This window comes from Inquilinus limosus MP06, assembly GCF_000767795.1.
Lineage (GTDB): Bacteria > Pseudomonadota > Alphaproteobacteria > DSM-16000 > Inquilinaceae > Inquilinus > Inquilinus limosus_E.
The window spans coordinates 1-1478 of record NZ_JANX01000931.1 but is presented as its reverse complement, the minus strand read 5'-3'; the positions used below and the strand labels follow the sequence as shown (position 1 = coordinate 1478).

Sequence of the window (1478 nt, the reverse complement as noted above, 5' to 3'; positions counted from 1 at the left end):
GTCAAAGGGGCTGATCCGCCCGGATTTCGACCCGCCGTCCCTCGCCCGCGCCTATCGCGACGGCGGCGCCACCTGCCTGTCGGTGCTGACCGACGTGCCGTATTTCCAGGGTGCCGACGAGTACCTGACCGCCGCCCGCAACGCCGTCGAGCTGCCGGTGCTGCGCAAGGACTTCATGGTCGACCCCTATCAGATCACGGAGGCCCGGGCGCTGGGTGCCGACTGCATCCTGCTGATCATGGCGGCGCTGGACGACGCCACCGCCCGCGATCTGGAGCAGGCGGCGATCGATCAGGGCATGGACGTGCTGGTCGAGGTGCATGACGCGGCCGAATTGGACCGCGCCTTGAAGCTGCGCTCGCCGCTGCTCGGCATCAACAACCGCAACCTCAAGACCCTGCAGGTCGATCTCGCCACCACCGAGGCGCTGGCGGCGCAGGTGCCGGGCGACCGGCTGCTGGTGGCGGAGAGCGGACTGTTCACCCCGGCCGACTTGGCGCGCATGGCCCGGGCGGGCGCCACCACCTTCCTGATCGGCGAAAGCCTGATGCGCCACGACGACGTCGCCGCCGCCACCCGCGCCTTGCTGGCGCCGGATGCGAAATCGACCGCCGCATGACCGGGCCGCAGCTCTCTCCGGAACGAGCCGGACCATCCTTGTACGTGGCCTCTCCCGCGTGGCGGGAAAGGCCGGACGTCCGCCAGGACGTCCGGGTGAGGACTGGCACCGACCTCGACAAACTCCCCTCACCCGGAGCCGCTCCGCGTCTCCGACCTCTCCCGCAAGCGGGAGAGGCAACGCGTTGCGCGGGATGGACTCCATGACCGGCGGGCTGACCCATTTCGATGCGGCCGGCCAGGCGCGCATGGTTGATGTCTCCGGCAAGGAGGCGACGGTGCGGGTGGCGCGGGCCGGCTGCCGGGTCGGGATGAAGCCGGAGACGCTGGCCCTGATCGCCTCCGGCGGCCATGCCAAGGGCGATGTGCTGGGCATCGCCCGCATCGCCGGCATCATGGCCGCCAAGCGCACCGCCGACCTGATCCCGCTGTGCCATCCACTGCCACTCTCGAGCGTCGAGCTGGATCTCCGCTGCGACACCGAGCACAGCCGGGTCGAGATCGAGGCCACGGTCAAGGTCACCCACCGCACCGGGGTGGAAATGGAGGCGCTGACCGCGGCCTCGGTTGCCGCCCTGACCGTCTACGACATGTGCAAGGCGGTCGATCGCGGCATGGTGGTGACCGATCTGCGGCTGCTGCACAAATCCGGCGGGCGGTCCGGCACTTACGAGGCTGAGCCATGATTCCGGTCGCCGAGGCCCGCGCCCGCATCCTGTCCGCCTTCGCCGCTCTGCCGGCCGAGACCGTGCCCCTGCCCGCCGGGCTGGGGCGGACCCTGGCCGAACCGGTGGCGGCGCGGCTGACCCAGCCGCCGCTCGACGTCTCCGCCATGGATGGCTGGGCGGTGCGGGCCGCCG

2 protein-coding genes and 1 pseudogene are annotated in these 1478 nt (G+C 71.1%); all 3 read left to right on the top strand.

Annotated elements, in window-relative coordinates; translation table 11 throughout:
- On the top strand, window positions 1-619 hold a 619-nt coding region (gene trpC / locus P409_RS34110), incomplete at its 5' end, for an indole-3-glycerol phosphate synthase TrpC (protein ID WP_034849243.1).
- A gap of 202 nt (window positions 620-821) precedes the next feature.
- Window positions 822-1304: a cyclic pyranopterin monophosphate synthase MoaC gene (gene moaC, locus P409_RS34105; protein WP_034849241.1), complete on the top strand. Its 483-nt coding sequence runs from the start codon at window positions 822-824 to the stop codon at window positions 1302-1304.
- Window positions 1301-1478: pseudogene (locus P409_RS37530) on the top strand (molybdopterin molybdenumtransferase MoeA); the annotation flags it as partial. The gene moaC and the pseudogene P409_RS37530, both read left to right, overlap by 4 nt.